Here is a 23,479-nt window from a genome sequence, read left to right on the forward strand (position 1 = left end):
CTACCGGGCGACCTGCGTCGCCCGGCTGCGCAGCGTCAGCGTCCGCCGGCGTCCCAGTCGGCGGGCGAGGGCGCTCTCGCTGTCGGGGCCCGGCCTGTGGCCACCGACGGCGCGATAGTGGTCTCGCGACAGCAGCAGGCCCTGGCGCGGGTCCGCCCCGCCGCCGAGCAGGAACTTCCAGCGCGCCCGCGCCAGCTTGGCCTTCGCCGCGAAGCCGTAATCGTCCACGCCGAGGGTGAAGGCCGCCGCCCGACGGTGTGCCTCCTGGCGCCGCGTCACCTGGTCGAGGAAGCCGTGGACGTCGCGGATCCAGCCCTCGTCCAGCACGACCCCGGGGCGGATGAACATCAGCCACGGCGCCTTCGCGCCGCCGGCCGCCGCCGCGAGCCGGTCGCCGATGTCGGCGGGGCCGCGCAGGAAGCGACAGCCGGCGACGTCCGCCACCGCCTCCGTGCCGTCGTCGGACCCGCCGTCGGCGATCACCGCCTCGATGACAATCCCGTCTGCCGCGCCCGAGACGAGCGAGGCCAGCGTCGGCACCAGCCGGCGTTCGTCGTTGAGCGTGGGAATGATGACGCTGATCACGGGCGGGGAACAATCCTCTTGCGTCGCAGTATAATCGTGCCGCACCGCATTCATCCAGCCTTCATCGTCGCGTCATCATCGTCGCCGCGGGCAGGCCGGACGCCGCGCGGTTGAAATGGCGGGGCGAAAGCGCCTAAAGAAACGCGCCGCAGCAATCGGCCCCGTCCGGCGTCGGTGCAGCGCATGACAAGTCCGGGAATCCGACCATGACGCAATGGGTCTTCACCTTTGGCGACGGCAAGGCCGAGGGGCAGTCGAGCATGCGCGACCTGCTCGGCGGCAAGGGCGCCAATCTGGCGGAAATGTCCAACATGGGCCTGCCCGTGCCGCCCGGCTTCACCATCACCACCGAGGTTTGCACCTGGTACTACGCCAACGGCAGGTCCTATCCGGCCGAGCTGAAGGACCAGGTCGAGGCCGGCCTCGCCCAGATCGGCGCCCTCACGGGCAAGATCTTCGGCGACGCCGAGAATCCGCTCCTCGTCTCGGTCCGCTCCGGCGCCCGCGCCTCCATGCCCGGCATGATGGACACGATCCTCAATCTCGGCCTCAACGACGTCACCGTCGCCGCCCTCGGCAAGGGCTCGGGCGACGAGCGCTTCGCCTATGACAGCTACCGCCGCTTCATCCAGATGTATTCCAACGTCGTGCTCGACGTGGACCACCACAATTTCGAGGACATCCTGGAGGTCTACAAGGAGCGCAAGGGCCTCACCCTCGACACCGACCTCTCCGCCGAAGACTGGAAGCACCTCGTCGGCGAGTACAAGCGCCGCGTCGAGGAGGAGACCGGAGCGCCCTTCCCGCAGGACCCGCGCGAGCAGCTCTGGGGCGCGGTCGGCGCCGTCTTCTCCTCCTGGATGAACCAGCGCGCCATCACCTATCGCCGCCTCCACGCCATCCCCGAGAGCTGGGGCACGGCGGTCAACGTCCAGGCCATGGTCTTCGGCAATATGGGCGAGACCTCGGCCACCGGCGTCGCCTTCACCCGCAACCCCTCCACCGGCGCCAAGGAGCTCTACGGCGAATTCCTCATCAACGCCCAGGGCGAGGACGTGGTCGCCGGCATCCGCACGCCGCAGAACATCACCGAGGTGGCCCGCATCGCCGCCGGCTCCGACAAGCCCTCCATGGAGACGGCGCTGCCCGAGGTCTACGGGCAGTTCATCGCCGTGGCCGCGACGCTCGAGAAGCACTACCGCGACATGCAGGACCTCGAGTTCACCGTCGAGCGCGGCAAGCTCTGGATGCTGCAGACGCGCAACGGCAAGCGCACGGCGCGGGCGAGCCTGCGCATCGCCGTGGAACTGGCCAACGAGGGCGTGCTGACGCGGGAGGAGGCCGTCTCGCGCGTCGAGCCCGGCTCCCTCGACCAGCTTCTCCACCCGACCATCGACCCCAAGGCCGAGCGCCGCGTCCTCGCTACCGGCCTGCCCGCCTCCCCCGGCGCCGCCCAGGGCGAGATCGTCTTCAACTCCGACGAGGCCGAGGCGATGAAGGCCGGCGGCCACAAGGTCATTCTGGTGCGCGTCGAGACGAGCCCGGAGGACATCCACGGCATGCACGCCGCCGAAGGCATTCTCACCACCCGCGGCGGCATGACCAGCCACGCCGCGGTGGTCGCCCGCGGCATGGGCAAGCCCTGCGTCTCCGGCGCCGGCTCGCTGCGCGTCGACTACGCGGCCCAGACCATGTCCATCGCCGGCAAGGTGTTGAAGAAGGGCGACGTCATCACCATCGACGGCTCCACCGGCCAGGTGCTGCTCGGCGAGGTGGCGATGCTCCAGCCCGAGCTCTCGGGCGAGTTCGCCACCCTCATGGGCTGGGCCGACCAGGTGCGTCGCCTGAAGGTGCGCACCAATGCCGAGACCCCAGCCGACGCCCGCGTCGCTGTGGAATTCGGCGCCGAGGGCATCGGCCTCTGCCGCACCGAGCACATGTTCTTCGACGAGGAGCGCATCGTCGCCATGCGCGAGATGATCCTCGCCGACGACGAGAAGGGCCGCCGCGCGGCGCTCGCCAAGCTCCTGCCCATGCAGCGCTCCGATTTCGTCGAGCTCTTCGAGATCATGGCCGGCCTGCCGGTTACCATCCGCCTGCTCGACCCGCCCCTGCACGAGTTCCTGCCCCACACCGAGGCCGAGATCGCCGAGGTCGCCGCCGCCATGGGCGCCGACCCGAAGAAGCTGAAGGCGCGCGCCGAGGAGCTGCACGAGTTCAACCCGATGCTCGGCTTCCGCGGCTGCCGCCTGGCGGTGGCCTATCCCGAGATCGCCGAGATGCAGGCCCGCGCCATCTTCGAGGCCGCCGTCGAGGCCGGCCGCAAGAGCGGCAGGCCGGTGGTTCCGGAGGTCATGGTGCCGCTCGTCGCCACCAAGGCCGAACTCGACCTCGTCAAGGCGCGCATCGTCGCCATGGCCGAGGCGGTCATCAAGGAGACGGGCGCCAGCCTCGACTACATCGTCGGCACCATGATCGAGCTGCCGCGCGCCGCCCTTCAGGCCGGCAAGATCGCCGAGAGCGCCGAGTTCTTCTCATTCGGCACCAACGACCTCACCCAGACGACCTTCGGCATCTCCCGCGACGACGCCGCGAGCTTCCTCAACCCCTATCTCGCCAAGGGCATCATCGAGGTCGATCCCTTCGTCTCCCTCGACCAGGAGGGCGTCGGCGAACTCGTGCAGATCGCCGCCGAACGCGGCCGCAAGACGCGCCCCGACATCAAGCTCGGCATCTGCGGCGAGCACGGCGGCGATCCAGCCTCCATCCACTTCTGCGAGATGGTCGGCCTCGACTACGTCTCCTGCTCGCCCTTCCGCGTGCCCATCGCCCGCCTCGCGGCGGCACAGGCCGCGCTCGGCAAGGCGGCGGCGGGGCAGGCGTGAGCCTGCCCTCGATCGCGGAGGTTCGCAGCGGCGGCAAGCGGGCGCTTGCCGCGGCCCTCGCCGCGATCGAGACCCATGCCGGCAGCGAGGCCCTGGCCGGCTTCCTCGACGAGGCCTGCCGCGAGGCGCGCGGCGCCACCCTCGGCCTCACCGGCCCGCCCGGCGTCGGCAAATCGACCCTCACCAACGCCCTCGTCTCCGGCTGGCGCAAGGCCGGCGAGACCGTCGGCGTCATCGCCGTCGATCCATCCTCGCGGCGCACCGGTGGCGCGCTGCTCGGCGACCGCGCCCGCATCGCCACCGATCCTTCCGACCGCGGCGTCTTCGTCCGTTCCATGGCGGCCCGTGACCGGCTCGGCGGCCTCTCCGACCAGACGGTCGCCGCCATGGTGATCATGCGCGCCGTCTTCGACCGGGTGCTGGTGGAGAGCGTCGGCATCGGACAGTCGGAGGCGGACGTCGCCATGGTCGCCGACACGGTGGTGCTCTGCATCCAGCCGGGCTCCGGCGACAGCCTGCAGTTCATGAAGGCCGGCGTCATGGAACTGCCGGACGTCATCGTCGTCACCAAGGCCGACATGGGCGCCCCGGCCCAGCGCGCCAAGGCGGACGTCGAGGGCGCGCTGACGCTGGTGGCCCGCGACGCCGGCGCCTGGCAGGCGCCCGTCGTGCTGGTCTCCTCCTCAAGCGGCGAGGGCCTCGACAGGCTCGCCGCGGCCCTCGCCGCCCACCGCGCCTGGCTCGCCGGCGGGCGCCTCGCCGCGCGCCGCGCCGCGCAGCAGGATCAGTGGGTGGAGGAGGCGCTGCGCACCCGTTTCGGCACCGCCGGCCTCGCGCTCGCCGGGGCTGTGGCGGCGCCGCCCGCCGGCGGCCCCTTCCTGCGCGAGACCCTGCTCGCGGCCCGGCTCCAGGCCCGCCTCGCCTGACCGGCGCGCCATTAACCCGCTCTCAACGTTACCCGGGCGATAAGGTTAGCGGTCGATGACCGCACTGTGCGGTCGCGGCGTGTTCGTGGCGGTGCGCGTTCGCATCGGTCCTGTGGCGTCAGTTGCGTTTGCGTGGAGTGCGTGCCTATGCGTGCGTTGCGTCGGCCTTCGTCGCCCGGCCTCAAGGCGGCCCTGCTCGTTCCCGGAGCGGCGGCGTCCTTTCTCCTCCTCTCCTCCCAGCCCGTCGCCTATCAGGATCTCGTCAGCCACATGGCGCGCCGCGCCGGTGTCGACCAGACCTGGCGCCGCCACGTGGCGAGCCTCGTCAGGCCCTCCACGACGGTCGCCGGCTTCGTCTTCAGCCGCCCCGTCGCCCCCGAGCCCGAGGCGCCGCGCCTCGTCCTCGCCAGCCTCTCCATGGCCCCCGCCGCCGACCTCAGGCGCGCCGGCCCGCGCCCGGGTCCCGCCCTCGGCGCCGGCATGGACCGCGCCGTCATCTATCCCGTGCCGAACCGCGAGGCGAAGGGCGACCTGCTGCTCGAGCGGCCGAAGCTGAGGCTCAGCATCGGCTCGCTGCACAACGACCCCTCCATCCTCCTGCCCCCCGCCGACCTCTCGGAGGTCTCGCGCTTCACCCCAGCCGCCCCTGACGAGGGGTCTGACACCGAACACTCGCCGCTCGCCATCGGCGGCCTGCAGCTCGCCGCGGTCTCGCCCTCCGCCACCCTCGACGACGCCCCGCCCGCCGCCCGCCTCGGCCTCGCTCCGCCGCCGCTGGAAGCAGCCGGCGAGGAGATCACCGAGGGTCGGCGCTTCGCCGCCACCCTCGACGAGGACAGGGCCGGCATCGCCGTCGGCGGCGAGGGGCCCATCGCCCGCGCCGGTGCCGGCTTCGGCGCCCCGTCCATGCCGCTGGAGAGCGCCCCCTTCCGCGTCACCGCCACCCACGACCCGGTGCCGGGCTTCGACCCCGTTCTCGGCCCCTTCGCCACCGACACCCGCGGCGACCGCCCCGACAGCCTGCTCGCCCGCCTCACCGCGCGGCCCGCCGCGCCGAGCCTTGAGACGCCGTCCGCGGACCGGTCGCCGCCGCGCATCGGCGCCGCCGTCCATCCCGCCGTCGCCCTCGGCCTGTCCGGCCCCGCCCATGCACGCGCCGAGCGCTGCCTGGCGGAAGCCATCTACTGGGAGGCCCGTTCCGAGCCCGAGCGCGGCCAGATGGCCGTCGCCCAGGTGGTGCTGAACCGCTCCGTCTCCGGCTTCTATCCGCGGGACGTCTGCGGCGTCGTCTACCAGAACGCCCACCGCTACCTCGCCTGCCAGTTCACCTTCGCCTGCGAGGGTCGTCGCAGCCTGGTGCCCACCGAAGCCGGACCCTGGACCCGCGCCATCACCATCGCCAAGGAGATGATGGCCGGGCGGCTCTGGCTGCCGGAAGTCGGCCACGCCACCCACTACCACGCGACCTATGTCCGGCCCTGGTGGGCGCGCTCGATGAACCGGCTGCAGCAGATCGGCATCCATGTGTTCTACCGGCCGCGCAACTGGGGGTCTGGCCCGCAGGTTCAGCTCGCCGCTCCGCGCGGCAATGAAAGCTGATCGGCTGCCTCGGCAGCTGCCAGCCCTCGGCATCGGGAAATGGTATGGGAGCCATCACGGCTTTTGGCTTCCGGAGGTGCCGCTTCGGAACTAGAGTGCCGGACGTGTAGCTGCACGATGCAGGGCCGGAGCTCCCCCGATGACCGCAACGACCTCATCCACCCGTCAGGACGGCTGGCGTACCCCCTTCGTCATCATCCTCTGCGGCTGCCTGATCGGGCTGCTCTCCTTCGGCCCGCGCTCGGTGGTCGGCATGTTCCTCATGCCGGTCTCCACCGAGAACGGCTGGACCCGCGACATCCTCTCGCTGACCATCGCCATCCAGAACCTGATGTGGGGCGTCGGCCAGCCCTTCGCTGGCGCCATCGCCGACCGCTTCGGCACGCTCAAGGTCTTCTGGGCCGGCGCGCTCATGTACGGGCTGGGCCTCGCCTGCATGGTGCTGCCGCTGCCGCCGCTCGCCATGCACGTCCTCTCCGGCACGCTGGTCGGCCTCGGCCTCGCCGGCGTCTCGTTCAACCTCGTGCTCGCCTGTTTCGCCAAGCTGCTCCCCGAGAGCCGGCGCGCCTCCGCCATGGGAATGGGCACCGCCGCCTCCTCCTTCGGCCAGTTCGTCTTCGCGCCGCTGACGCCCTTCCTCATCGACATGCTCGGCTGGAAGGCGGCGCTGCTCGTCTTCTCCTGCGTGCCGGTCCTCATCATCCCGCTGTCCTTCGCGCTGGCGACGCGCCCCTCCTCGGGGGTCGGCCAGGGCACGGGCGCGGAGATGAGCATCGCAGCCACGCTGAAACAGGCCTTCGCCCATCCGAGCTACATCTATCTCGTCATCGGCTTCTTCACCTGCGGCTTCCAGCTCGCCTTCATCACCACCCACTACCCGACCTATCTGCGGGACCTGAACATCGAGGCCTGGGTGGCGGGCGTCGCTCTGGCGCTGATCGGCCTGTTCAACATCGTGGGGTCGCTCAGTGCCGGATGGCTGTCCGCGCGCATGTCGAAGCGCTGGCTGCTGGTCTGGATCTATTTCTCGCGCGGCGCGGCGGTGGTCCTGCTCTTCGTCTTCCCGCCGAGCACGGCGCTGGCCCTCGTCTTCGCCGCGCTGATGGGCCTTCTCTGGCTCTCCACCGTGCCGCCGACCTCCGGCCTCGTCGCCCTGATGTTCGGCACCCGCTACATGGCCATGCTCTACGGCTTCGTCTTCTTCTCCCACCAGGTCGGCGGCTTCCTCGGCGCCTGGCTCGGCGGCGTCATGTACGAGCGCACCGGGTCCTACGAGGTCATGTGGTATCTCTCGATCCTGTTCTGCATCGGCTCCGGCCTGATCAACATTCCGATCAAGGAGCGCCCGGTGGCCCAGCCCGTCGCGGTGCCGGCCGAGTAGGGCCAGGAGGCCCTACCGTCGGCCAGCCCGGCCCTACCGCGCCACGAGCACCTGCCGGCAGGCCTCGGGAAGCCCCGCCATGGTGATCGGCGGCGGCGGCCGCCAGTTCGGGTTCGGCCGCGGGTTCAGAACCGCATCGGTGAACCACCAGTCGAGCTCGGCGCCGCAGCCGTCGGCCGTCGGCGGCGGGTCCTGCGGCCGGCAGCCCGGGCTGCCCGCCGGGCAGCGGATGCGGATGTGCATGTGGTAGTTGTGGCCCGGCACGGGGCGCACGCGCGACAGCCAGGAGCGGTCGGCGCCCGCCTCGCGGCACAGCGCCTTCTTGATCGCGGCGTTCACCAGCACCCGCTCGACCACGGGGTCCTGCGCCGCGGCCTTGATCACCCGGAGATGGTCGGCGGTCCATGTCGCCGGATCGATGTCGCGCCGGTCGGCGCGCACCATGTTCACCGCCGAGGTCATCTCCCGCTCTTCGGTCGTCAGACGCCGGCGCGGCATGGGGGTGAGCCAGATGTCGGCGTCGAGGCCGATCTGGTGCGAGGCGTGGCCGGTGAGCATCGGCCCGCCGCGCGGCTGCGAGATGTCGCCGACGAGGATGCCCGGCCAGCGCGACACCTGCGGCACCTTCCCCGCGAAGCGCTCAAGGAAGGCCATCATGTCCGGGTGGCCCCACATGCGGTTGCGCGACAGGCGCATCACCTGCCAGGTCTCGCCGTTGACCGGCAGGGCGACCGCTCCGGCGACGCAGCCGCGCGAATAGAAGCCGAAGGACCGCGCCTCCATGGGCGCGCCGGTGGTGGCGCGGCCGAACAGCTCCTTGGCCGGCAGATTCGGATCGTTCGGATTGGCGAGCGGCGGCAGGGGCCGCGGAGTGACCGTGCCGGGCGTCTGCGCCGAAGCGCCGGCCGCGGCGGCAAGGAGCAGCGCGGCGATGAGGAGGGGGCGGGTCATGGCAGGGGTCCCGTGAATCGTCTGCGCTCACCCTAGTCAGGATGTCATTAACCATTCCTGTCCGCCGCGGCGATGCCTTGTCGCAGGTCCGGCCGGGCCTCTCCGAGAGGAAGGTGCGGCCGCCCGGTGATGGTCGTCTTAAGGTTGACGCCTTCTCACCCCTTTACACCGGCCCCCGCTTTGGGAATCACTTGGCTGCGGCCCCGTGAGGGAAGCTCTGTTCGTATCGCGTCGGAGGGGACATCCATGCGTGCATTCCATTGCGCGGCCGCTCTTCTCGTCGGCCTCTTCCTGTGGACGGCCGAGGCCGCCGCCTCCATTGTCGTCCGGGTCGACAAGACCAGCCAGACCATGCGCGTCGTCGTCGACGGCGAGCACCGCTACACCTGGGCGGTCTCCACCGGCCGCGCCGGCTACAACACGCCCAACGGCTCCTACCGGCCGCAGCGCCTGGAGCGGAACTGGCGCTCGCGCAAATACGGCATGGCCCCCATGCCCCATTCCATCTTCTTCCGCGGCGGCTACGCCATCCACGGCACCAACATGGTCGGCCGGCTCGGTCGGGTCGACAGCCACGGCTGCATCCGCCTCGCTCCCGGCAATGCCCGCACCCTCTTCGACATGGTCGCCCGCCAGCGCGGCGCCACCCGCATCGTCATCGAGGGCACCTCGCCGCGGCAGGCCCCGCCCGCCCTCGTCGCGAGCCGCGCCGGGCGCAGCGCCGCGGCGGCCCCGCGCACCGCCCAGATGCGTCTCGCCCAGCCGGGCCGTCAGGTCGCCGCCGTCCCCGCCGGCACGCGCAGCGCTCAGGCCGCGCCGCGCTCATCCGGCATTCGCTTCGCCACCCGCGCCGCAGCGCCGCAGGCCGTGGCCCCCGTCGCGCCCCGCAACGACAACCGCCATTTCCTGGAGTGGTATCTGCGCCGCTGAGCTCCGCCGCAGGCGCGAGGCGATTCACCGCCCGCGCGCCTTGCATTTGCCCGGCGGGGCCTTTATGCAGCGCCTTCCGTGGACAGGTGGCCGAGTGGTTGAAGGCGCACGCCTGGAAAGTGTGTATACGGGGAACCGTATCGCGGGTTCGAATCCCGCCCTGTCCGCCACCATCCCAAAACGTCAGTGATTTCAATAGTTCCTTGACTTTCAAGGGCTTGTGCCGCGCAACTAGTACATACGCGTGGTCCACATGGCACTTTCGATGTCTCGTCCGTTCAAGCATCCCGACACTGGCATGTACTGGCTCCGCAAGCGCGTGCCCGACGATCTTAGGGCGGCGCTCGGCAAAACCGAGATTAAGAAAACCCTTGGCACCAAGAATCCAGCGGAAGCGAAGCGCCTTCACGCCGCGGCGCTCGCCGAGATCGAGGCTGAGTGGGCCGTGATGCGCAAGGGCGCGGCGCCGGGACTAACGGAAGCGCTCATAGCGGAACTCGAACAGGAGATTTGCGATCGATGGGTTTCGCACCATCGCGATCGCCAACAGACGTTCTGGCGCATCTCCGAATTCGAAAACCTCTGGACACAGGTCCAGCGACCGCGCCCACCCACGAAGACGCCAGTGGAAGATTACGCTGATTCATCAATGAGGAGGTTCGCCTACGAGTGCGCCGACGAATTCGCAGCTGAGCGTGGCTTACAGGTCGATGACGACGGTAGGCTTCGACTCGCGAAAGCCGCTTCCCGTGGCCTCCAGCGAGCATCATTGGCGATGTTGCCGAAGCTGGGCTGGGGCGATGTTGCTCGTGGTGTCGACGCGCCTCCGGGGCCGACTAAGGTCGGTCAATCCGGCGCGAACCGCACAATCGTGGCAGGTGCCAGTAAGCCACTTCCCTTCAGCGAACTGGTCGATGGCTGGGCTCGGGAGCGCAAGCCAGTCGAAAGGACGGTCTACTCGTATCAGAGGGTTCTGAACGCTCTAAAGATGTTCCTTGGCCACGACGATGCGAGGCGACTGACCGCGGACGATCTGGTCGCCTGGAAGAACGATTTGATCGCGAAGGAGAGGAGCAGCAAGACGATCCGCGACGCTAAGCTCGCGCCGGTGCGTGCTCTGCTTCAATGGGCCGTGGACAATCGACGGCTCACCGAGAACGTTGCTCAGCGGATCACCATCAACGTGAAGGTCGCTCAGGCCAAGCGGAAGCGTTCATACACGGATGATGAAGCTAAGGTGGTGTTAGCCGCTGCTCGCAAGGAGAAGGATCCGGTGCGCCGGTGGGTGCCGTTCCTCGCGGCCTATTCGGGAGCCCGAGTGGCTGAGCTCTGCCAACTTCGGGCCGAGGACATCCGGACTATTCACGACATTCCCTGCATGGTCTTCGCGGCCGAGGCAGGATCGTTGAAGAACGCCAACTCTGAGCGGGCCCTGCCACTGCATCCTGCACTTATTGCAGAGGGCTTCCTGACCTTCGCCGCAACAATCAAGGAAGGGCCGCTGTTTGCCGATCTTGAGCCAGATCGCTTCGGCAGTCGCGGCGGCAACGCCACCAAGATTTTGAGCCGTTGGGTGCGTTCCACCGTCGGGCTCAAGGATGAGCGTCTTTCACCGAACCACAGCTGGCGACACCGCCTGAAGACGCTGGGCCGACGCTATGGCCTCGCCCTCGACAATCTCGACGCTATCACCGGGCACGGGCGGAAGAATGTCTCAGCCCACTATGGTGAGTACGAGATGCGCACGCTACTACGGGAGCTGGAGAAAATTCCGGACTTCATGAAGGACAAGACGAACGAGCCGGCTGGTTAAGGCTCAGAACGTCCAGACGGTCGTTTCCAGCCAGAGCCGCGACTTGTCGGGGTCCACCCACTTCATCACGAAATGCACCTGGCCGCTCCCGGCGTTGGTGAAGACGGTGGCCTGGCAGAAGCGCATCTCCACCGTCGTGCTTGCGGCCAGAGATGGGTCCTCGGCGTAGTCCTTGATCGTCCCAATCTCCGAGACCTTCAGCCCGGACTGGATTGCGCGGGGCGACTTGTCGATCGCCTCGCGGAGAAGGCTGCGGGCCGTGCTGCTCTCGCAAACCGGCATCTGTCCAGCGATCACCCCTGATCCGAACCAAGCACCGATCTTGGGTAAGAGCCCCTTCTCGTAGGCATATGCACCGAAGATTGTTGCCACCGACACGAGGCCGATGATGGTCAGAGTCGTGTTGTTGTTGCCGGACATGCGCTCCCCCGTTCCTGCGCATGATTCGGACGAGGGCGCAGGAAGTTGCTAATCCGGGATTTACAGTGCGTGTTTTTGTAGTCTGCAAAGACGCCCTATCCGGAAATGGATGGGGCAGCGATTGTCGCTTGGAATTTGAGAAGGCTCCGCGTTCCCCGCGGCCTGAGCCAAGAGGCGCTGGCCGTCGATGCGGGCCTAGACCGAAGCTACATCGGCAGGCTGGAGCGCGCGGTCGAAAATCCGACCGTCCAAACGCTGGACAAGTTGGCCGCCACGCTGTCCGTAAGGCTGATCGATCTGGTCATGGAGCCGGGAGCGATGAGAAACGCGTTCATCCCGATGTTGAAATAGACGCCGAGCAGCATCGTCGTCGAATGCCTGAGGGCAAACAGGCTCACGTAAAGGCCGATGTCCCTGAGGCGGTAGAGGAAGAAGATCACGCCTGCCAGGAACAGCAGGTGGTCGTATCCCGTCACCATGTGCTTGGCGCCGAGATAGACGAAGGGCGCGAGGTGCACCCCCGTCATCTCCTGGATGTAGCCCTTGTCGCCCTCGGCGACGGCGTGCGCGAGGACCTCGCTCGTCCAAGAGACGGCGAGGCTGAGGATGAGAAGGGGCAAGCCGAGACTTCGCAGCATGATGCGTGCGGCCGCAGCGTTCCCCTGGCGAAAGGTTCGCATGGGAGATTTCCAGTTGATATGAGAACAGCCGGCCGCAGCCGGCGCCGGATCAGCGCGGCATAAGGGTGCGCGGCGGCCGCTCGAACGGCATGACCACGTCCAGCGCCGGCGCTGCGTGGCGCAATGGCCGTATGGCGACGCGCACCGGCCCGATCACGTAGTTGGATGGCTGCGCCAGCCCCAGAGTGACATGCGAGTGATCCGGCCCGTGCGGCATGGACTGGCTGCTGTCGCCGTCATGATCGTGCGAATGGGAATGGCCATGCCCTTCCCCCGGAGCGGAGATCGTTGATGCTGTGGCGGCATGGCTCGATCCGGCTCCCCTCCAGAAGGCGGGACCGGACAGGCCGACCAGAACGGCCAGAAGCAGGCAGATCAGGCGTCGGGCGCGCGTCGACATCGTTTCCCTTTTGAGGGTGCAGATCGGCAGGAATATGGCGGCGCAACGCCGCCCGCCACCGAATCACACCATGTTGCAATATCCTCCCCCCGAGGATAGGTAAAGCCCATGAACAGCCACGTCCACGCGCACCACGCCGATATAGCCAAGCGCCTGAAGCGGGCCGAAGGGCATCTGCGCAAGGTCATCGCGATGATCGAGCAGGAGCAGCCCTGTCTCGACATTGTCCAGCAGCTCCATGCGGTCGAGAAGGCCATCGGCCAGGCGAAGAAGACGTTGATCCAGGATCACCTCGATCACTGCCTCGAAGCGACCGTGGGGGATGTCGGTGCCGAACAGCGTCGGCCGATCGACGAATTCAAGCAGATCACGAAGTACCTGTGATGCTCGGCGTCCTTGGCAATCAGACCTATCGCCACCTGTTCCTCGCCCAGGTCGTGGCTCTGGTCGGCACCGGGCTGGCCACCGTAGCCCTCGGCCTGCTGGCATTCTCCCTCGCCGGGCCCAATGCCGGCGCCGTGCTGGGAACGGCGCTGGCCATCAAAATGGTCGCGTATGTCACGGTCGCGCCCATCGCCTCTGCCTTCACCGAGCGTGTGCCGCGCCGGGCCATGCTGGTGGCGCTCGATCTCGTGCGGGCGGGCGTCGCGGTCCTGCTGCCCTTCGTCACGGAGATCTGGCAGGTCTATGTCCTGATCTTCATGCTGCAGTCGGCCTCGGCGGCCTTCACGCCGACGCTCCAGGCGACGATCCCCGACATTCTGCCGGATGAGAAGGACTACACGCGTGCGCTGTCCCTCTCGCGGCTGGCCTACGACCTGGAGAGTGTCGCGAGCCCGGCGCTCGCGGCGGCGCTGCTGTCCTTCCTGTCGTTCCACAATCTCTTCGCCGGGACGGTCGTGGGTTTCCTGCTCTCGGCGGCGCTGGTGCTGTCGGTCGTGCTGCCTAGCCCGAAGCCGGTGCAGCCGCGCGGCATCTATGATCGCACCACGCGCGGGATTCGCATCTATCTCTCAACTCCTCGCCTTCGCGGGCTGCTCGCGATCAACCTCGCCGTGGCCATGGCCGGCGCCCTGATCATCGTCAATACAGTGGTCTATGTGCAGGCGTCCTTCGGACTTGGCCAACAGAGCACGGCCCTCGCGTTGGCCGCCTTCGGCGCGGGCTCCATGGCCTCAGCGCTGGCTTTGCCGCGCATGCTGGAGCATCTGTCGGATCGCACCACCATGCTGGCCGGTGCAGCGCTTCTCGGCGTCGGAACGCTCGCGGCCTCCGCTCTGCCGTCGTTTGGCCTGATGCTGCCCCTGTGGTTCGTGATCGGCATCGGCTATTCGTCCGCTCAGACGCCGTCGGGACGGCTGCTGCGCCGGTCGGCACATCCTGAGGACCGGCCGGCGCTGTTCGCCGCCCAGTTCGCGCTGTCGCATGCCTGCTGGCTCGTCGCCTATCCACTGGCGGGGTGGGGCGGCGCGGTGCTGGGGTTGGCCGCGACGGCAGCTCTTCTCGCAATCGGCGCGGCGGCTGCTGTGCTGCTCGCGCGATCGCTATGGCCTGCCGACGATACTGAGACGGTCGCTCATGTTCATGCCGACCTGCCCTCACATCATCCGCATCTCGCCGGAAGTCACGACGGCGGTCGGCATGCGCACCCGTTCGTCATCGACGATCTGCATCCGCGCTGGCCGGCGCGCCATAGCCCGTGAGCCTGGTATGGCGGCGCTGGGGCCGCATGAGGCCTCCCGTGGGAGGCCTCCGGCGACCGGTCGGTCAGAAATTGCCGCCAGCGCTCTCGTTCGGAGCGATGTTGCGGGCCTCGGACGGCGACGGCTTCACCGGCCTTCCGAATTCACGGGAGGCGCCGATCATCTCCGACGGCACGGTCGGCGCGACGCCGGAGCGGATGCCGCGCTGGACATCGAGAAATTCGTGCCGTTCCCGCTCTTCGGGCGACAGGGTCGTGGGGTAGATGCCGTTGGCCATGGCGGCGCCGGAAAGCGCCAGGAATGAAAGCGTTACAAGAACGCGCTGCATCGTTATCTCCTGTTGGCGCAGACCTCGTTGATCTGCGCCGGCCAAGCTGGCACCTCCACTTTGCAGCGGTTTGTCCGGAGAATTACGGATCGACGCTTCCGCGTTGCAAATTGTTGCCGACGGTGCTTCCGCGCACAGCGCCCGCAATAAACTGAAACCTCAGTGCAAAGTCGCGACATTCGAAGCCCGTTATGTTCTGGGTGCCACCATCGTGAGACCGACAAGGCATGAGCGAACCTCATATTCTTCTCGTCGATGACGATCATGAGATCCGTCAGCTGACGTCGAAATTCCTGCGCCAGTCGGGATTCAAGGTGACGGGGGCCCGGGATGGGCGCGAAATGCGCGAGGTGCTGGCGAACACCGACGTGGATCTCGTCGTGCTCGACCTGATGCTGCCGGGTACCAGTGGCCTCGATCTCTGCCGGGAATTGCGTGCGGCGTCCTCGATTCCCATCGTCATTCTGACCGCGCGTGGGGAGGAAACGGACCGGATTGTCGGGCTGGAACTTGGCGCCGATGACTATCTGGGGAAACCCTGCAGTTCCCGCGAACTGGCGGCTCGCATCAGGGCCGTGCTCAGGCGCACCATGGCGGAACCTGCCCGTGACCATGACAAATGGATGTTCTGCTTCGACGGGTGGACGCTGGACACGCGCCGCCGCGAGCTCGTCGACAATCGCGGTGTGGTCATCGACCTGTCGTCGAGCGAGTACGACTTGATGGTGTCGTTCTGCGAGGCACCACAGCGCGTTCTGACGCGCGAGCATTTGCTGGATACCGCGCGCAACCGAGTCTCTACGGGCTATGACCGGTCTATCGATGTCCAGGTTAGCCGGCTGCGCAGCAAGTTGATGTCATGCCCCGGCAGTGAGGACATGATCAAGACCGTGCGCGGCGCGGGCTACCTTTTTTCCCCCAAGGTGACCCGAGCTTGACGTCCATTCTCGACTCGCTGGTCGGCCGGGCCATCATCATCATCCTTGCCGGCATCGCCGCGGTTCAACTGTCCAGTCAGTGGATCTACGAATCCACCTTGTCCAGCGAGGCCGCGATCGCCAATCAGGAGCGTCTCGCCGACCGGATCGTCTCCATCTACCAGGCGCTCGCGCACCTTCCCGATGAAGCGCGGGACCAGACCGCCCACGACCTTTCGAGCGGTGCGGTGGAGGCGCATTGGGGGGTGCGGCCTCGCGTCGTCACACTGTTGGGCAGCGAATGGCAAAGCCTGCAGCAACAATTGCTCGAGCGGCTGCGGTTGACCGACCCGGGCGACATTCTCGTCGGTCTCGAGGCTTCGCCGACGGCATCGCTGCATGTCGCCATCGTTGCCCTGCGGCTGCCGGACCGCACCTGGATCAATGTCGGCGTGCTGGCACCGCACTATCACCCGCCACGCTCCTGGGTGACCATCCTGACGACCACGCTCGTCGCGCTCGCGGTCCTGATGATCTCGATCGTCTTCATCCGCTGGCTCACCCGGCCACTCGAGCGTGTATCCGCGGCGGCACGAGCCTTTCACGTCACCTCTTCGGCGGAGACCGTGCCCGAGGAAGGGCCGCGTGAGATCCGTACGCTGGCGACGGCTTTCAATGACATGCAGAAGCGAATCCAGGGCCAGCTGCGCGCGCGGACGCACGCGCTCGCGGCGGTGTCCCACGATCTTCGTACCCCGCTCAGCCGCGTTAGGTTGCGGCTCGAAGAACTCGGCGACGACGAACTGCGCACGGCCCTCGAACACGACATCGACGAGATGGAGCGAATGATCGAGGCGACGCTCAGCTACCTGAAGGGTGGCCGCGCCGGTGAAGGGGTGCAATCTGTCGAATTGGCTGCGCTCGTCGGGTCCATCGTCGATGAGGCGATGGACATGGGGCATGAAGTCTTGCTGTCGTCGCCGCCGAGCCTTGTCGTCAAGGGACGGCGGCTGGCGTTGAAGCGCGCCCTATCCAATCTCCTGCAGAATGCAATCAAGTATGCCGGTAGTGCCGAGGTCTCCTTGTCTGGAGGACAGGATGCCGCAACGATCGTCATTGCCGACCGAGGACCGGGGGTTCCCGAGGAGAGCATTCCGATGCTGTTCGAGCCCTTCGTGCGGCTGGAGACTTCAAGAAATAGTGAAACCGGCGGCTTCGGGCTCGGCCTGACAATCGCCAGCGAGATCGTTCAGGCCCATAATGGCAGCTTGGAGATACGAAACCGCGCTGGCGGCGGTATCGAGGCGATCATTGTCCTGCCGATTCAGGGACCCGCTCGCAATATTTCGTAACACAACCGCAAAGCACCGACAGGGCTTTTCTGCGAGGGATAATTCTGCCCTTCGCAGATGCACAATCAATCTGTGGGTGCATCTTCGCCGTCGTGGTTGGCGAGGGTGTTGCGGATCTCAAGCTCCAGGAGTCTCGATCATGCTCAGCAGGCGCTCCGCCGCTGTTCTCCTCTTCGCCTCGATTCCGGCCATAGCCCTGGCCAGCGCCCCTGAGCGCGGCCCCAACGGCGGCTGGAAAGTCGATGCCGGTCCTCGTCATCACGTCGAGGTGGTCTTCGATGGTTCGACGACGATCAACGTCTTCGTCAGCGACGGCAACTCGCGTGCAATTCCCGCGACTGGCTTCTCTGGCGCAGCGACCGTGGTCGTCAACGGCACTACCCACAGGGTGCCGCTGACCGCTGCGGAAGGCTCCCGCCTAACCGGCACGGCCCCGGTGGCGGTACCTGCCGGCACGAAGGGTGCCGTTCAGCTGCAGATTCCCGGCGGCGGCACGGTCCGCGCAGTCCTCTGACCCATCTTTCCGGTACGGACGCCTGGATGCGTCCGTACCGATACATGCAGGACCAGCCGACCTTGACCGTCCTTCTTCGCTGCGCCGCCGCCGGCGCCATAGCCCTTGCCGTGTCCGGCTGCATTCCGAGGGATCGCTCGGCGCAGCTCTCCGTGACGCTTCCCTCGCGCTGGAGCAACGGGCAGACGAGCGTCCAGGCTCTGGCGCAAACCGAGTTGGCGACCTGGTGGCGCCGCTATCGGGATCCCGAGATCAATCGGCTGGTCGACAGCGCACTGGCAGCCAATCCTACACTCGACGAAGCTCGCGAGCGTGTTTTCGCAGCACGATCCCTGGCGCGGGCACAGGGCGCCCAGCGGCTGCCGACGGTCGATGGCGCAGCGAGCGCGACCCTTCAGTCGAGGCTCTCCGGGCCGACGCAAGGGCTGAATGCGGCCGGCGAGGATTTCTTCGGCGAGTCGCCACGCAGCACGGTGGGGGTGTTCCAGGCCGGCTTCGATGCGCGCTGGGAACTCGACTTCTTCGGCCGGGTCCGAAACTCTGCACTGGCCGCGGAGCATGCGGCGCTCGTGGCGTCGGAAGAGCTTCACGATGCGCGCTTCATCCTGATCGCCGAAGTCGTCCGGACCTATCTGGAACTGCGCGGCGCGCAGGGCCGCCGCGCCGTCATCCTGCGCGAGATTGCGGCCCGGCGTTCGCTGCTCGACTCGGTCCGCGTCCAGCAGACCGCCGGCACGTCGAGCGAGTTCGATGTCCAGCGCGCGCGCTCGACCTACGAGGCCGCGCGCGCCCGGGCGCCTGCCGCCGACCTGGCCGTGCGTGTCGCGCTTCAGAGGCTGGCGACCCTCGCCGGTTCGGCCCGTCCCGACGAGCGGCTGGCAACCCGCTCTAGGGGTATCGGGATCATCTCGACCGCCGTTGGTCCCTTACCCACATCGATCCTGCGCTGGCGCGCCGACATCCGCCGTGCCGAGGTTGTCATCGCCCAGCGCGCTGCCGAGGCGGACGTCGCCGAGGCGGACCTCTACCCACGCTTCATGCTCGCGGGGACGCTGGACATCGCCGGAAACCTGCTCGGCAAGCCGCTGCTTGGAACTCCAGTGACGCTCACTGGCGGACCGGCCATCTCGATTCCGCTGGTCGACTGGGGCATGCGCGCCAATGTCGTGCGTGCCCGCGAGGCGCAATGGCGGGAGGCCGTGGCCGCCTATCGCTCGGCCGTGCTGCGGGGAGTCGAAGACGTGGAAATCGCGTTGGCCACGATCCGTGCGACGCGCAGCCGGCTCGAACGGCAATCGACGGCGGTAACGGCCGCAAGTCGTGCCCTTGATCTGGCCGACAGGCAATATCGCGGTGGCCTCACGGGCCTCACGGAGCGCCTTCAGGCCGAGACCGACCTGCGGCAGGCCGAACTCGACCTCGCCGATGCGCGCGAGGGGGCGGCCGTCGCTTCGGTCGGGCTCTTCAAGGCATTGGGCACGCCGCCCGGTCCTGATCGTCCTGCGGCCCCGCGCACGGCCCCGGAGCCGGCTCCGGCCATTGCGGTTCTCCAATGAACCACGTCGCTCTCATCTTCACGTTCGCGAGCCAGACACCATGAAGGTCATTGTCATTGCCGCCGCCGCGCTTTTCGGTGGCGTCGTCGTCAGCGCCATGGTTCCGCAACTGCCCCAGATGGCCCGTAGCTATCTGGCTGCTGCCGGCGTCCAGGCGAAGCCGGACGGGTCAGCCCAACGCCCTGAAGAAGCGCATACTGAAGAGCGTGCTCCCGAAGGCGTGCTGCTCATGACGCAGGATCGGATCACGGCCGCCAAGATCGAACTGGCCGAGGTGCAGCCCGGCACGCTTGCGCGACAGCTCACATTGCCAGGGACGATTGTTCCGGATCGCAACAACATCCGGCGCATCGCGGCCCGCATTGTCGGCACGGTTGCGGAGTTGCGCAAAGGTCTCGGCGACAAGGTCGAGGCAGGAGATCTGCTGGCGATCGTCGACAGCCGCGAGGTTGCCGAGGCCCGCAGCGAGTACATCGCAGCCCATGTCAATTTCGGCCTCCAGAAAACGCTCTTCGAACGGGAGGAGACGCTCTGGAGGAGCCGTATTCAGGCGGAGCAGCAGTATCTGCGCGCGAAGAATGCCTTCGTCGAGGCACAGGTTCGCGTGCATCTCGCCCAACAGAAGCTCGCGGCCCTCGGCCTGAGCGATCAGGAGATCGCCCGGATGTCGGCGGCGCCCGAGGCGATGAACGGGCTTCAGCGCTACGAAATCCGCTCCCCGGGCGTCGGCCAGGTGGTCGAACGCATGGTGGATCTGGGAACGCCCGTGGGCGGCGAAGGACAGGCCAAGGAGCTCTTTTCGATCATCGACCTGCGCTCCGTCTGGGTGGAGCTCGCGGTGTCCTCGTCAGATCTCGGTCAGGTTCGTGAAGGCAGTCGTGTCGTCGTTACCATGAGCGGCAGCGACCTGAGGGCAGAGGGGAAGATCGTCTTCATCAGCCCGGTCTACAATCCGGAAACCCGCTCCGCGCGCGTCTTCGCCGCGATCGGCAACGAAGAACTCCGCTGGCGGCCGGGTTCCTTCGTCAGCGCCGAGGTGGAGATCGAGCGGGTGGATGTCGACATCCGCATCCCGCGATCCGCCCTCCAGACGTCGGAAGGCGCGACTGTGGTCTTCGTGCGCACCGAGACTGGGTTCGAGAGGCGCAAGGTCGTCCTTGGCAAACAGGACGGCGAATTCGTCGAAGTCGCCTTCGGCGTCGATCCCGGCGAGTCCATCGCAGTCTCCAATACTTTCCTGCTCAAGGCTGAACTCGGCAAGTCCGAGGCCGAGCATTCGCACTAGGCGTTCCCAGGATGATTGCTCGCGTTCTCTCCTTCTCCGTCCACCAGCGGTGGCTCGTTGTCCTCGTCACCCTGCTGGTGGTGGCGCTGGGCGTTTGGTCACTGGCGCGGCTGCCCATCGACGCCGTTCCGGACATCACCAACAAGCAGGTCCAGATCAATACGCTGGCGCCCTCGCTGTCGCCCGTCGACGTCGAACGGCAGGTGACCTTTCCGGTCGAGACGGCGCTGGCAGGCATCCCTGGCCTCGAATACACGCGTTCGCTGTCACGAAACGGCTTTTCGCAGGTCACAGCGGTCTTCAGCGAGCGCACGGACATCTACTTCGCCCGGCAGCAGGTTTCAGAGCGGCTGAACGAGGCGTCACGCAATCTGCCGACGGGAGTGCGCCCCCAACTCGGACCGATCTCGTCGGGTCTGGGCGAGATTTATATGTGGGCCGTGCATTTCAAGTCGGGCAACGAGCGTCAGCTCACCCGCCGCGGTGAGGCCGGGTGGCAACGCGATGGCAGCTACCTGACGCCGGAAGGGCAGATCCTGCGTACCGAACTGGAGCGCGCTGCCTACCTGCGCACTGTGCAGGACTGGATCATCCGCCCCCAGCTTCGCACCGTCCCCGGCGTTGCCGGTATCGATACGATCGGCGGCTTTGAGAAGCAGTATGTCGTGCAGCCCGATCCCGCCAAGCTGATCGGGTACAACCTGTCGTTCGGCGACGTGGCCGAGGCCCTCGAGAGCAACAATCTCAATCGCGGCGCCGGCTATATCGAGCGCAATGGGGAGGGGTACAGCGTCAGGGTCAACGGTCGCCTCGATGCCGTCGAACAGATCGCCGGCATCGTCGTCAAGACGCGACAGGGTACTCCGATCCGCATCTCCGACGTCGCGACCGTCGGCGTCGGCCGCGAACTGCGGACGGGCAGCGGCAGCGAGAACGGCGCGGAAGCCGTCATCGGCACCGCCATGATGCTCATCGGCGAGAACAGCCGGACTGTGGCGGCCGCCGTCGATGCGAAGATGCGGCAGATCAACCGCTCGCTGCCCCCCGGCATCGAGGCGAAGCCGGTGCTGAACCGCATGGTGCTGGTGGACGCGACCATCCAGACGGTCGCCAAAAATCTCGCCGAAGGCGCACTTCTGGTCGTCCTCGTGCTCTTCCTGATGCTCGGCAACATCCGCGCAGCGATCATCACCGCGATGGTCATCCCGATCGCCATGCTGATGACCATCACCGGCATGGTGCAGGGCAAGATCAGCGCCAACCTGATGAGTCTCGGGGCGCTGGACTTCGGCCTCATCGTCGATGGCGCCGTCATCATCGCCGAGAATACCCTCCGGCGTCTTGCCGACCGGCAGCACGAGCTCGGCCGGCAACTGCGCCTCGACGAGCGTCTCCAGACCGTCATCGCCTCTGCCGAGGAGATGATCCGCCCCTCCGTCTACGGTCAGGCGATCATCATCCTCGTCTACGTGCCGCTGCTGACCTTCTCGGGCGTCGAAGGCAAGATGTTCGAGCCGATGGCTCTCACTGTCATCCTCGCCCTGGCTGCCGCCTTCATCATCTCGATGACCTTCATCCCGGCCGTCCTCGCCATCGCCATCTCCGGCAAGGTTCAGGAAAAGGAGAACTTCATCGTCAAGGCCCTCCGGGTGGTCTATTCGCCGACCCTGAAAGTCGCCCTGCGCCTGCCGCGGCTGGCGATCCTGGCCGCTCTTGCCCTGCTCGTCGCGAGTGGCGTGCTGTTCACGCGCCTCGGGCAGGAATTTCTGCCGCAGCTCGACGAGAAGAACATCGCCATGCATGCGCTGAGGATTCCGAGCGTCTCGCTCACCCAGTCGCAGACCATGCAGCTCGACGTGGAGCGGACGGTGACGCGGTTTCCGGAGGTGGCCTATGTCTTCTCCAAGACCGGCACGGCCGAGGTCGCCGCCGACCCCATGCCCCCGAACGCCTCCGACACCTTCATCATCCTGAAACCGCAGAACGAGTGGCCCGATCCCAGGCTGACCAAGGCCGAGCTGATCGAGCGCATCAAGGTCGAGGTCGAGAAACTCGTCGGCAACAACTATGAATTCACGCAGCCGATCCAGATGCGGTTCAATGAGCTGCTGGCCGGCGTGCGCGGCGATCTGGCGGTGAAGGTCTTCGGCGACGATTTCGACCCGATGCTGCGCGCCGCGAACCAGATCGCCCAGGTTCTCAGGTCGACGGCAGGGGCCCAGGACGTCAAGGTCGAGCAGATAGGTGGCCTGCCGATCCTTGAGATCAACATCAATCGTGCTGAGATCGCCCGGCTGGGACTGAGCGTACAGGCCGTTCAGGAGGTCATCGGCGCGGCGATCGGCGGGCGTGAGGCAGGCATCATATTCGAAGGCGATCGGCGCTTTCCGATTCTCGTCCGGCTGCCGGAGAACCTGCGCGAAGATGTCGAGCAGTTGCGCAAGCTTCCCCTGCCGCTGGCGGGAGAAGGCGGAACTGGCGCGGCGTCGATCCCGCTGGGACAGGTCGCCTCGCTCGCCTTCGTTGAGGGTCCCAACCAGATCTCGCGCGAGAACGGCAAGCGCCGTGTCGTCGTGACCGCCAACGTACGCGGCCGCGACATCGCCTCGGTCGTCGAAGAGGCACAGGCCAAGGTGCAGCGGATCGCTCTTCCGGCCGGGTATTATGTGACCTGGGGTGGCCAGTTCGAGAACCTCGCGGCGGCGAGGAACCGTCTGATGGTCGTCGTTCCTGCGTGCTTCTTCCTGATCCTACTGCTGCTGTCGTCGGCATTGCGGTCGTTCAGGGATGCGCTCCTGGTATTCACGGCCGTGCCCCTGGCGCTTACCGGCGGACTGATCGCGCTCTGGCTGAGAGGGATGCCGTTCTCAGTTGCAGCGGCTGTCGGCTTCATCGCGCTATCCGGTGTGGCGGTGCTCAACGGCCTGGTCATGCTGACCTACATGAAGCAGTTGCTCGAGGAGGGGCGCTCGCTTCGGGACGCCGTGGTCGATGGTGCCCTGACGCGCCTGCGCCCGGTGGTGATGACCGCGCTGGTCGCTTCGCTCGGGTTCGTGCCGATGGCCTTGGCCACCGGGACGGGAGCCGAGGTGCAGAAGCCGTTGGCCACCGTCGTCATCGGCGGCCTCATCAGCGCGACGATCCTGACTCTCATCATCCTGCCGGTTCTCTACGTCCGCTATGGATCTGCCGCCGCGCGCCGCGGGAAGGAAGATCAGGACCTCACCACGGTTCCGGCGGAATAGGGGGAGTTC

Annotated in this window: 20 protein-coding genes, 1 tRNA gene and 1 pseudogene; 16 read left to right on the plus strand and 6 right to left on the minus strand. The window is 67.2% G+C overall.

The features are described 5' to 3' along the window. Complete coding sequence (locus C6569_RS19480) at positions 1 to 585, minus strand: glycosyltransferase (RefSeq protein ID WP_181313821.1); 585 nt, start codon at positions 583 to 585, stop codon at positions 1 to 3. A 206-nt stretch (positions 586 to 791) separates the two neighbouring features. Here C6569_RS19480 and ppdK point away from each other — a divergent pair, with 206 nt between their 5' ends. The 4 genes from ppdK (at position 792) to C6569_RS19500 (ending at position 7,376) form a co-directional block, all read left to right on the plus strand. After that, the gene (ppdK, locus tag C6569_RS19485; protein WP_106750428.1) at positions 792 to 3,470 is read left to right on the plus strand and encodes a pyruvate, phosphate dikinase; all 2,679 of its coding nucleotides are present in this window, start codon (positions 792 to 794) and stop codon (positions 3,468 to 3,470) included. Continuing rightward, entirely contained in the window at positions 3,467 to 4,396 is a 930-nt protein-coding gene (locus tag C6569_RS19490) for an ArgK/MeaB family GTPase (RefSeq protein WP_106750429.1), read from the plus strand. Before ppdK ends, C6569_RS19490 begins: the two co-directional genes overlap by 4 nt. Positions 4,397 to 4,543: 147 nt before the next feature. Then, complete coding sequence (locus C6569_RS19495) at positions 4,544 to 5,995, plus strand: cell wall hydrolase (protein ID WP_106750430.1); 1,452 nt, start codon at positions 4,544 to 4,546, stop codon at positions 5,993 to 5,995. A 139-nt stretch (positions 5,996 to 6,134) separates the two neighbouring features. After that, the gene (locus C6569_RS19500; protein ID WP_106750431.1) at positions 6,135 to 7,376 is read left to right on the plus strand and encodes an MFS transporter; all 1,242 of its coding nucleotides are present in this window, start codon (positions 6,135 to 6,137) and stop codon (positions 7,374 to 7,376) included. A gap of 33 nt (positions 7,377 to 7,409) precedes the next feature. Here C6569_RS19500 and mepA read toward each other — a convergent pair whose 3' ends face one another. Beyond that, positions 7,410 to 8,327: a penicillin-insensitive murein endopeptidase gene (gene mepA / locus C6569_RS19505; RefSeq protein ID WP_106750432.1), complete on the minus strand. Its 918-nt coding sequence runs from the start codon at positions 8,325 to 8,327 to the stop codon at positions 7,410 to 7,412. Positions 8,328 to 8,573: 246 nt separating this feature from the next. On the opposite strand from mepA, the gene C6569_RS19510 reads away from it, so the two are divergent. The 3 genes from C6569_RS19510 to C6569_RS19520 all read left to right on the plus strand — a co-directional run bounded on the left by C6569_RS19510 (position 8,574) and on the right by C6569_RS19520 (position 11,070). Then, complete coding sequence (locus tag C6569_RS19510; RefSeq protein ID WP_245898163.1) at positions 8,574 to 9,257, plus strand: L,D-transpeptidase; 684 nt, start codon at positions 8,574 to 8,576, stop codon at positions 9,255 to 9,257. 80 nt (positions 9,258 to 9,337) lie between these two features. Continuing rightward, positions 9,338 to 9,427 (plus strand) — tRNA-Ser (locus C6569_RS19515). Positions 9,428 to 9,510: 83 nt separating this feature from the next. After that, positions 9,511 to 11,070, plus strand: coding sequence for a DUF6538 domain-containing protein (locus tag C6569_RS19520; protein WP_245898164.1), 1,560 nt, complete (start codon positions 9,511 to 9,513; stop codon positions 11,068 to 11,070). Between the two features lie 3 nt (positions 11,071 to 11,073). Here C6569_RS19520 and C6569_RS19525 read toward each other — a convergent pair whose 3' ends face one another. Then, entirely contained in the window at positions 11,074 to 11,490 is a 417-nt protein-coding gene (locus tag C6569_RS19525) for a hypothetical protein (protein WP_106750434.1), read from the minus strand. A 105-nt stretch (positions 11,491 to 11,595) separates the two neighbouring features. Between C6569_RS19525 and C6569_RS19530 the strand changes: the two genes are divergently transcribed. Then, positions 11,596 to 11,841, plus strand: a complete 246-nt coding sequence (locus C6569_RS19530) for a helix-turn-helix domain-containing protein (protein ID WP_106750435.1) — start codon at positions 11,596 to 11,598, stop codon at positions 11,839 to 11,841. On the opposite strand, the pseudogene C6569_RS19535 reads toward C6569_RS19530, so the two are convergent. Both C6569_RS19535 and C6569_RS21810 read right to left on the minus strand, forming a co-directional pair. Then, positions 11,808 to 12,128: pseudogene (locus C6569_RS19535) on the minus strand (HupE/UreJ family protein); the annotation flags it as partial. The gene C6569_RS19530 and the pseudogene C6569_RS19535 overlap by 34 nt on opposite strands. A gap of 91 nt (positions 12,129 to 12,219) precedes the next feature. After that, positions 12,220 to 12,570, minus strand: coding sequence for a hypothetical protein (locus C6569_RS21810; protein ID WP_146144848.1), 351 nt, complete (start codon positions 12,568 to 12,570; stop codon positions 12,220 to 12,222). Between the two features lie 108 nt (positions 12,571 to 12,678). On the opposite strand from C6569_RS21810, the gene C6569_RS19540 reads away from it, so the two are divergent. Next, positions 12,679 to 12,954 carry a metal-sensing transcriptional repressor gene (locus tag C6569_RS19540; protein WP_106750436.1) on the plus strand — a complete coding sequence of 92 codons (276 nt, stop codon included), beginning with the start codon at positions 12,679 to 12,681 and terminating at the stop codon, positions 12,952 to 12,954. Beyond that, positions 12,954 to 14,273, plus strand: coding sequence for an MFS transporter (locus C6569_RS19545; protein ID WP_106750437.1), 1,320 nt, complete (start codon positions 12,954 to 12,956; stop codon positions 14,271 to 14,273). Before C6569_RS19540 ends, C6569_RS19545 begins: the two co-directional genes overlap by 1 nt. A 64-nt stretch (positions 14,274 to 14,337) precedes the next feature. Here C6569_RS19545 and C6569_RS19550 read toward each other — a convergent pair whose 3' ends face one another. After that, positions 14,338 to 14,646, minus strand: a complete 309-nt coding sequence (locus C6569_RS19550; RefSeq protein WP_146144849.1) for a hypothetical protein — start codon at positions 14,644 to 14,646, stop codon at positions 14,338 to 14,340. 182 nt (positions 14,647 to 14,828) lie between these two features. On the opposite strand from C6569_RS19550, the gene C6569_RS19555 reads away from it, so the two are divergent. From C6569_RS19555 to C6569_RS19580, 6 genes are all read left to right on the plus strand, one after another. Beyond that, the gene (locus tag C6569_RS19555; RefSeq protein WP_106750439.1) at positions 14,829 to 15,539 is read left to right on the plus strand and encodes a response regulator; all 711 of its coding nucleotides are present in this window, start codon (positions 14,829 to 14,831) and stop codon (positions 15,537 to 15,539) included. Then, positions 15,536 to 16,870, plus strand: a complete 1,335-nt coding sequence (locus C6569_RS19560; protein WP_106750440.1) for an ATP-binding protein — start codon at positions 15,536 to 15,538, stop codon at positions 16,868 to 16,870. The genes C6569_RS19555 and C6569_RS19560 overlap by 4 nt, the downstream gene beginning before the upstream one ends. Before the next feature lie 139 nt (positions 16,871 to 17,009). After that, a complete protein-coding gene (locus C6569_RS19565; RefSeq protein ID WP_106750441.1) occupies positions 17,010 to 17,384 on the plus strand; it encodes a hypothetical protein in 375 nt (124 codons plus the stop codon). Positions 17,385 to 17,446: 62 nt separating this feature from the next. Further along, positions 17,447 to 18,940, plus strand: coding sequence for an efflux transporter outer membrane subunit (locus C6569_RS19570; RefSeq protein WP_181313822.1), 1,494 nt, complete (start codon positions 17,447 to 17,449; stop codon positions 18,938 to 18,940). 40 nt (positions 18,941 to 18,980) lie between these two features. Beyond that, positions 18,981 to 20,225, plus strand: coding sequence for an efflux RND transporter periplasmic adaptor subunit (locus C6569_RS19575; RefSeq protein ID WP_106750443.1), 1,245 nt, complete (start codon positions 18,981 to 18,983; stop codon positions 20,223 to 20,225). 11 nt (positions 20,226 to 20,236) lie between these two features. Beyond that, on the plus strand, positions 20,237 to 23,470 hold the full coding sequence (locus C6569_RS19580) for an efflux RND transporter permease subunit (RefSeq protein WP_106750444.1): 3,234 nt from the start codon (positions 20,237 to 20,239) through the stop codon (positions 23,468 to 23,470). Positions 23,471 to 23,479: the final 9 nt, after the last annotated feature.

It is taken from the genome of Phreatobacter cathodiphilus, assembly GCF_003008515.1.
Classification (GTDB): domain Bacteria; phylum Pseudomonadota; class Alphaproteobacteria; order Rhizobiales; family Phreatobacteraceae; genus Phreatobacter; species Phreatobacter cathodiphilus.